Origin of the sequence: Pseudoalteromonas sp. P1-11 (genome assembly GCF_001399995.1) — a bacterium.
GTDB lineage: Bacteria > Pseudomonadota > Gammaproteobacteria > Enterobacterales > Alteromonadaceae > Pseudoalteromonas > Pseudoalteromonas atlantica.
On record NZ_LJSP01000001.1, the window covers coordinates 106,094 to 114,667 of the forward strand.

An 8,574-nucleotide genomic window follows, 5' to 3' on the forward strand; every position below is an offset into this window, starting at 1 on the left:
CTTAGTTAGCTGCTAGTGTTTTAAAGTATTGCGTTAATGCGTCAACCTGTGCTTGTGGGTTGTCGAGCGCATTAAATACTCGCCTAAACTGACCGTCACTGTCATGGGTTTGCAAATACCAAGATACATGTTTGCGAGCGATTCGCGCTCCCATTGGCTCGCCGTAAAACGCATGGAGGTTATCTAAATGCTCCATTAAAATACTTCGCACCTCTGAAATAGCAGGTGGTGGTAAGTGTTCTCCAGTTCGCAAATAGTGGTCTATCTCCCTAAATATCCAAGGGCGACCTTGGGCGGCTCGGCCAATCATGATGGCATCTGCACCCGTATAGTCCAAAACCTGCTTTGCTTTTTCTGGAGATGTAATATCACCATTAGCAACCACAGGTATCGACACTGAGCGTTTTATATCCCTAATCGTGGCATATTCTGCTTCACCTTTGTACATACATGCGCGTGTACGCCCATGTACGGCAAGTGACGCAATGCCATAACGCTCAGCTATTCTCGCAATCTCTACACCATTACGGTTGTCTTGATCCCATCCTGTACGGATTTTAAGTGTGACCGGGATATCAACAGCGTTAACCACTGCATCAACTATCTCTTCCACAAGTTCAGGAAACTGTAATAATGCAGAGCCTGCGAGTTTCTTGTTCACTTTTTTTGCTGGGCACCCCATATTGATATCTATGATCTGTGCACCGTTAGCAACATTGAATTGTGCGGCCTGCGCCATAAGCTCAGGATCAGCTCCTGCAATTTGCACCGCGCGTATACCCGACTCACCGCTGTGATCCATACGGTTCATCGATTTTTCAGTTTTCCAAACCTTCGGGTTTGACGATAACATTTCAGACACGGCCAAGCCTGCGCCTAAGCGGCGGCAAAGCTGTCTAAATGGTCTGTCTGTAATACCTGCCATTGGCGCGACTATTACATTATTCTCAAGTTGGTATGAACCGATACGCACTGTATTCAATAGGCCTCTTTTCAAGGGGCGCTAAGTTTACGGTTTTTTTAGGAAAAATCAAAGGCTATAAATTGAACAAAAGTGACTTTTTTTTGCCCTTTTCGTATTGACTTTTGATAACCGCATGACAAGTGGGTCGATTTGTTTGAAATTTAAACAAAAAATAATTTTGTCAAATTATGCATGCTAATTTTCTAACTGTAAAAAAATAGTAAAGCCTGTTAAATACAGGCTTTACATGCAAGTTTTGAGTTAAAACTCTAAAATTATAAATGTATGCGGTTAGCTATTTTTTGTACCGCTTACACGGGTCCAATCACCCTCTAGTGCAATATCGTCAAGCTCAATAAACGGTGCGTAAATATCGGCAACCGATTGGGCTTGTTCTTCTAATATGCCCGACATAGCAATTTTGCCACCCGGTTTAAGTAATCCCAAAATTACACTGTGAAGCTCACGCAGCGGCTGCGCTAAAATATTAGCGACTACAATATCAGCACTAAACTCAGGTTGGTTTTCTGGTAGGTATACTTCAAGCTTATCGGCTACGCCATTACGTTGTGCGTTATCTAAGCTTGCTTCTAGAGCTTGCGGGTCAATATCAATACCTATCATGCGCTCTGCGCCAAGTTTAATGGCTGCAATACCTAAAATGCCCGAGCCACAACCAAAATCAACTACCGTTTTGCCGGTTAAATCTTGGCTTTCTAACCATTTAAGGCACAGTGCCGTTGTTGCATGCGTACCCGTACCAAACGCAAGGCCTGGGTCGAGCAGTACATTAACTGCATCTGGGTCTGGAATGTCGCGCCAGCTTGGGCATATCCACAGTTTTTCGCCGAACTGGATTGGGTGAAAGTTATCCATCCACTCACGTTCCCAGTCTTTATCTTCTAGCTGCTCAATTTTGTATACCAGCGTGTCTTTAATTTCATCATGACGCTTAAGTAATGCAATTACCGCGTTCATATCATGATTGGCTTCAAATAGACCAATTACAGTGGTATCGGCCCAAAACTCTACGGTGCCAATTTTAGGCTCATAAATAGGCGTGTCTTTAGCGTCAATAAAAGTAACAGAGGCGCTGCCTGCTTCCATTAATAAGTCACTCACTGCATCTGCGGTAGCAGCATTGGCATTGATACGGATTTGGATCCAAGCCATGGTTGATTCCTTTAAATAGAAAAAAGGCCGCTACAGCGGCCTTTTTAGTTTATATGAAGCGCTAAATTATTTAGCGTCTAAAAAGCTTTTTAGTAAATCAGAGCGAGAAGGGTGGCGTAATTTACGCAGTGCTTTCGCTTCTATTTGACGAATACGCTCACGTGTTACGTCAAACTGTTTACCTACTTCTTCTAAGGTGTGGTCGGTATTCATATCAATACCAAAGCGCATACGAAGTACTTTAGCTTCACGGGCTGTAAGGCCTGCTAACACATCGTTTGTTGCGCCACGAAGAGATTCCATTGTTGCCGAGTCGATTGGCGAATCAATAGTGGTATCTTCGATAAAGTCACCTAAGTGCGAATCTTCATCATCACCGATTGGTGTTTCCATCGAAATTGGCTCTTTAGCAATTTTAAGTACCTTACGGATTTTATCCTCAGGCATCATCATGCGTTCTGCTAATTCTTCAGGATTTGGCTCACGACCCATTTCTTGTAACATTTGACGAGAGATACGGTTAAGTTTATTAATCGTTTCTATCATATGTACTGGAATACGGATTGTTCTTGCTTGGTCAGCAATTGAGCGGGTAATCGCTTGGCGAATCCACCACGTAGCATAAGTTGAGAACTTATAACCACGGCGGTATTCAAACTTATCTACCGCTTTCATCAAGCCAATGTTACCTTCTTGGATTAAATCTAAGAACTGTAAACCACGGTTTGTGTATTTTTTAGCAATTGAGATTACAAGACGTAAGTTAGCTTCAACCATTTCTTTTTTCGCACGGCGCGCTTTTGCTTCACCAATGCTCATACGACGGTTAATGTCTTTAATACGCTCAATGCTTAAGCCTGTGCTTTCTTCAATTACACATAGCTTTTGGATGCAACGAATAATTTCAGGCTTCACTTCTTCAAGTTTAGCTGAATGTTTTTCGTTAGCATTTATTTCTAGGTCTAGCCACGCTGAGTCAGTTTCGTTATTAGCAAAGTGCTTAATAAACGTTTTCTTAGGTAGCTTAGCAATTTGTACCGCTTGTTTCATGATAAGGCGTTCTTGAATACGCACTCTATCCATCATTTCACGCATGTTGTTAACCATGCGATCAAACTGTTTTGGTACTAATTTAAAGGTTCTGAAAAGCTCGCCAATTTCAAAAATAGCGGCTTGAGAATCTGGGTGCGAACGCCCTTTTTCATCAAAGGTAGCGCGAGCTTTAACGTATAAATCACGTAAGTTTTCAAAGTGAATACGGGCTTCTTCTGGATCTGGGCCTGTATCTACTTCTTCTTCGTCTTCATCGTCATCGCTGTCTTTGTCATCTTCATCATCGTCTTCATCAAGTTGTTCTTCACTTAATTCAGAGCCGATGTGAGTTGCTGAGATTTGCGCTTCGTCTTCGTTAGGGTCGAAAAAGCCTGAAATAATGTCGCTTAAGCGCATTTCTTCTGCTTCAAACTTATCCCACTGTTCAAGGAGGTAAGTAATCGCTTCAGGGTATTCGGCAACAGAAATTTGTACCTGGTTGATACCTTCTTCAATGCGCTTAGCGATTACAATTTCGCCTTCACGTGTAAGAAGTTCAACAGTACCCATTTCACGCATATACATGCGCACTGGGTCAGTTGTACGGCCAATTTCTTTTTCTACAGTTGCAAGGGCTGCAGCAGCAGCTTCTGCTGCGTCTTCGTCTGTCGTGGTTTCTTGCATCATTAATTCATCAGCATCAGGCGCGTTTTCGCTAACCTTGATACCCATGTCATTAATCATGCTAATGATATCTTCTACTTGATCTGAGTCGATTATGTCTTGTGGAAGGTGATCATTTACTTCAGCAAAAGTTAAGTAGCCTTGCTCTTTACCTTTTTGAATCAGAAGTTTTAATTGTGACTGAGGAGTTGGATCCATAGAGATTGTTTCTTCCACTCTGATAAGTTGATACAACAGGCGTCATCATAGAGTTAGCCTTTTAACTAACTTTAATAATGTGACGCAGTGAATAGCACAGTATAACAGTTTAAATCAAGTCTGACTAGCTGTTACTCGCTTTTAGCGCTGTCATAAGTAAATGACATTCTAGTTTTTCATCACTTGATAAGCCCTGTGTCTTGTCCTTTATTAATAGGGTCTCTAGTCGATAATTTAAACACTGATCTTCAATAAATTTAAAAGTATTTTGAAAAACAGTCTCTAAACGCTCATCACTAATTTGGTGCTGCCATGTGGCAAGCTTTACTAGCGGTTCGTAATCCTCGGAATCTCTAAATGATTCGAGTAAAACTGCTGTGTTCGCATTGTCTTTTTGCAGTGCGCGCTCTTGTAAGCGCAGTAGCAAACCAATACCCGCTATGTTCATTTGCGCCAATTCTGGCAAATGGGGCACACTTTTAGCTAACTGTGGGTGCTGAATTAAAATACCAATAGCTTGGCGCATTGGGGTAATTTTAAATTTTCGCTCAACAGCGTGTTGTTGCTTTGGTGTTTTTAAGCGGCTATTTAGCTGCTCACGCGTACGGCCAATTAATCGCCCTAACTGCTCTAAAATATTTTCTTGGTAAAATTCACTCGGAATTTTTTCAATTAACGGCAAAGCGGCACTTAATAGCTTAGCTTTGCCTGAGTCGAGTGTTAGGTCTACTTCTTGGCTAAGCTTATTAAATAAAACTTTGGTAAAATCATCTGCTTGGCTTAAACGTTGCTCAAACTGTGTTTTACCTTCTTGCTGAACCAGTGAATCGGGGTCTTCGCCGTCAGGTAAAAATACAAAGTGTAATGCTTTGCCATCGTTTAAGTAGGGCAGGGCATTTTCTAGTGCTCGCCATGCAGCGTCGCGGCCCGCTCTGTCGCCATCGTAACAACAAATAACTTTGTCGGTGGTTCTAAATAGCGTATGCATATGCTCGCTTGTTGTTGCGGTGCCAAGCGCAGCTACGGCATATTCAATACCTTGCTCTGCAAGTGCAACTACATCCATGTAACCTTCTACAATGAGTACATGTTCAAGCTTTTTATGTGCTTGTTTTGCCTCATAAAGACCATATAGCTCAAAGCCTTTATGAAAAATGCGGGTCTCTGGTGAGTTGAGGTATTTAGGCCCTTGGTCGGCTTGCATTACACGCCCGCCAAAGGCAATAACACGGCCACGTTTATCACGAATAGGGAACATTAACCGATCGCGGAAAAAATCAAACTGCCTACCTGGTGTTTTTTCGGAGGCGAGCTTAAGCTCGACCAGCTGTTCTTTTTGCTCTTTTGTTCGGCCAAGTTGTTGGCACAGCGCTTCCCATTCGCTCGGCGCATAACCAATCATAAACTTTTTAACGGTTTCGCCACTTAAACCACGCCCTTTTACATAGTCAATCACCGCAGCAGAGTTACTGTGGTGCTTTAATTGATGCTGATAAAAGCGTGCTGTGTGTAACATTAAATCGTAATCTGAGCGCTTTTGCGCTGCCGTGCGCTCAGGTGCTGAGCTACTGCCTTTCTCGCGAGGTACGTCTAAATTTAAAAGGCTTGCGAGCTCTTCTATGGCATCAACAAATTCAAGCTTGTCGTATTCCATAACAAACGAAATAGCGTTGCCATTAGCACCACAGCCAAAGCAGTGGTAAAACTGTTTATCTTGAGAAACAGTAAACGAGGGAGATTTTTCGTTATGGAAAGGGCAGCAAGCTTGGTAGTCTTTGCCTGCTTTTTTAAGACCAACTTTAGAGTCTATTAGCTCTACAATATCTGTTCTGGCGAGTAAATCGTCAATAAAATTTCGTGGGATCTTTCCAGCCATGTTTTGTAAGTAGTCCTAACAATTGGTGAGGTGTAATTTCAACACAATGCGCGCATTTATAAAAGGGGTATCGGTAAGCTAAAAAGCTACATTATATCCATGGGCAATAATACTTAATCATTTTTAGGTGCTAAACCTGACGCTAACAGCGTGCAAAGCTAGGATATTGAAGGTAGAGCAGTGCAGGCGCAGTAAGTGATAGCCCTAAATAACCCATTTTACCTAGCCTTCGATGTGCTTTTGTAGCTACACAATAAATCACTTAATTACATGCACGAGCATTACTTAAAAGCGTTTTGTTTGTCTACTTAAACGAAGAAACCGAGCACTAGGCTCGGTTTGCTTTAATCATACTTTGTGTATGTGGGAGTATTAGGCTGTTAATCGTTGCTTAATTAAACCAGAAAGCTTGCCCATATCGGCACGTCCTTCGGCTTTGCTTTTGATTATGCCCATTACTTTACCCATGTCTTGCATACCTGCTGCATTAGTATCAGCAATAGCCGCATCAATAAGGGCAACTATTTCTTCTTCACTCAATTGTTGAGGTAAAAAAGTTTCTAGTGCTGCGATCTCATTGGCTTCAATTTCGGCTAAATCTTCACGCCCAGCATCTTTGTACTGAGTGTAAGAATCACGACGTTGTTTAACAAGCTTCACTATAACGGAGGTAATACCTGCGTCGTCTAGTGTTATTTGCTCGTCAATCTCACGTTGCTTGATTGCGGCAAGCACCATGCGAATAGGGTTAAGACGTTGTTTGTCTTTCGCTCTCATCGCATCTTTTTGCGCATCTTTTAGCGTTATTAAAAGGCTCATTTATACAAGACCTAATACTATTAGTATAATTTAACGCGACGTGCGTTATCGCGAGAAAGCTTCTTCATGTGACGCTTAACCGCTGCAGCTTTTTTACGCTTACGCTCAGCTGTTGGCTTTTCATAGTGCTCGCGACGACGAACTTCTGAAAGGATACCTGCTTTTTCACATGAACGCTTGAAGCGACGAAGTGCTACGTCAAACGGTTCGTTCTCTCTTACTTTAATTACTGGCATTAAAAATTCACCTACCTAAATTATGAGCGTTGCTCAAGTTGATCAAACATTGATCAAGTGGTTCAAAAATGGTGCGGTATTGTAATCCGAAGCAACACCACATGTAAAGGATAATATTAACAGAAATGCAGCGGCTTAAATAGTGTTAATTTGGCTGGCGTTGGTATAGCCTACAGAATACTTGCCCTGCTTTTTTTTCTTTAATTAACAGCCAGTTATCTGGTTGTGAAAAGCTGCTTAGCTCGGTTTCTACCTCAACATAAATGAGCGCGTCTTCGCTAAGCCATTGGTTATTTTCTAATAAATCACAGCTACTTTGCGCTAAGTTTTTACGAAATGGTGGGTCAACAAAAACTAAATTAAATGGTGAATTTGTATTCTTTTGCTCTAAATATGAGAGTGAATTAGTGTGTTTTACCTGTCCATTTTCAAGCTTTAAGGTACTAATATTTTGCTCAATTTGCTTAGCAGCCGAGGCATCTAGTTCGATAAACGTGGTGCTTTTAGCAAACCGAGAAAGCGCTTCAAAGCCAAGCCCGCCAGAGCCTGCAAAGCAATCGAGTACTGTTGCATCGCGCGTATCTTGCATTAACCAATTAAACACGGTTTCTTTAATGCGGTCTGTTGTTGGGCGTAGCCCTTCTACATTTTTTACCGGCAGTTTACGGCCACGAAATTGCCCGCTAATTATTCTAATAAAGCCGTCAGTAGATTTGCTAATTGCTTTATTTTTCGTTGTTTTTTTTCTCATTTAGGTCACTAAAAAATGGTATAAGGGATCTAGCTCAGATAATATTGTGCGTAGTTTACGTTTAGCTTCATTTTTCAACCGCATTAAAAGTGTTACTATTTAGCACTTACGTTTTGAACGGTTGTTTGGCCGGCACACTTTGCTGAGCCACACCAAGCTATTTCAAATTTTAGTTTATCAGATTTTTATAAGTGGTTATTAGCAAGTATGGCAAAAAAAAGTAAATTCATGTCTTGGCTCGGTTTTGGTAAGTCAGATAAAAAACAAGCAGAAGCTGATAAACAACAGGCATTAGCTCAGCAACAAGAAGCTGAGCGCTTAGCGGCAGAAAAGGCCGAAGCAGAGCGTGAAGAACAAGCGCGTATTGCTGATGAAAAAGCACAAGCAGAGCGTTTAGCAATTGAAAAGGCTAATGCAGAGTTGCTTGCAAAAGAGCAAGCAGAAGCACAGGCGCAACAACAAGCACAAGCTGCTCGTCTAGCTGAGCAAGAAGCGCAAATGCGTTTAGAGCAAGAGCGCATGGCTGCACAGCGAGCTGAGCAACAACGTTTAGACACAGAGCGCGAGCAAGCTGAAGCACAGGCGCAACAACAAGCACAAGCCGCTCGTTTAGCAGAGCAAGAAGCGCAAATGCGTTTAGAGCAAGAGCGTGTTGCAGCAGAAAAAGCAGAAGCTGAACGTGTAGAGCAACAGCGAATTGCCACAGAACAAGCAGAAGCTGAACGTGCAGAGCAACAGCGAATTGCACAAGAACAGGCAGAAGCTGAACGTGTAGAGCAAGAGCGTATTGCAGCAGAACAGGCAGAGGCTGAACGCTTAGAACAAGAGCGTATTGCACAAG

7 protein-coding genes and 1 pseudogene are annotated in these 8,574 nt (G+C 42.2%); 1 reads left to right on the forward strand and 7 read right to left on the reverse strand.

Annotated elements, in window-relative coordinates; translation table 11 throughout:
* Nucleotide 1 precedes the first annotated feature (1 nt).
* The 7 genes from dusB to rsmD form a co-directional block, all read right to left on the reverse strand.
* On the reverse strand, nt 2-973 hold the full coding sequence (gene dusB / locus AN390_RS00485) for a tRNA dihydrouridine synthase DusB (RefSeq protein ID WP_004588630.1): 972 nt from the start codon (nt 971-973) through the stop codon (nt 2-4).
* A 282-nt stretch (nt 974-1,255) separates the two neighbouring features.
* Nucleotides 1,256-2,137, reverse strand: coding sequence for a 50S ribosomal protein L11 methyltransferase (gene prmA, locus AN390_RS00490; RefSeq protein WP_004588629.1), 882 nt, complete (start codon nt 2,135-2,137; stop codon nt 1,256-1,258).
* A 66-nt stretch (nt 2,138-2,203) separates the two neighbouring features.
* Nucleotides 2,204-4,051, reverse strand: coding sequence for an RNA polymerase sigma factor RpoD (gene rpoD, locus AN390_RS00495; protein ID WP_054983281.1), 1,848 nt, complete (start codon nt 4,049-4,051; stop codon nt 2,204-2,206).
* Nucleotides 4,052-4,175: 124 nt separating this feature from the next.
* Nucleotides 4,176-5,927, reverse strand: coding sequence for a DNA primase (gene dnaG, locus AN390_RS00500; RefSeq protein WP_024031414.1), 1,752 nt, complete (start codon nt 5,925-5,927; stop codon nt 4,176-4,178).
* A 372-nt stretch (nt 5,928-6,299) separates the two neighbouring features.
* Nucleotides 6,300-6,746, reverse strand: coding sequence for a GatB/YqeY domain-containing protein (locus tag AN390_RS00505; protein WP_004588626.1), 447 nt, complete (start codon nt 6,744-6,746; stop codon nt 6,300-6,302).
* Between the two features lie 20 nt (nt 6,747-6,766).
* Nucleotides 6,767-6,982 (reverse strand): 30S ribosomal protein S21, encoded by a 216-nt coding sequence (gene rpsU, locus AN390_RS00510; protein WP_002957797.1) that lies wholly within the window; start codon nt 6,980-6,982, stop codon nt 6,767-6,769.
* 145 nt (nt 6,983-7,127) lie between these two features.
* Nucleotides 7,128-7,733, reverse strand: coding sequence for a 16S rRNA (guanine(966)-N(2))-methyltransferase RsmD (gene rsmD, locus AN390_RS00515; protein ID WP_055252647.1), 606 nt, complete (start codon nt 7,731-7,733; stop codon nt 7,128-7,130).
* 207 nt (nt 7,734-7,940) lie between these two features.
* Here rsmD and AN390_RS19820 point away from each other — a divergent pair.
* Nucleotides 7,941-8,574, forward strand: a pseudogene (locus tag AN390_RS19820) (signal recognition particle-docking protein FtsY); the annotation flags it as partial.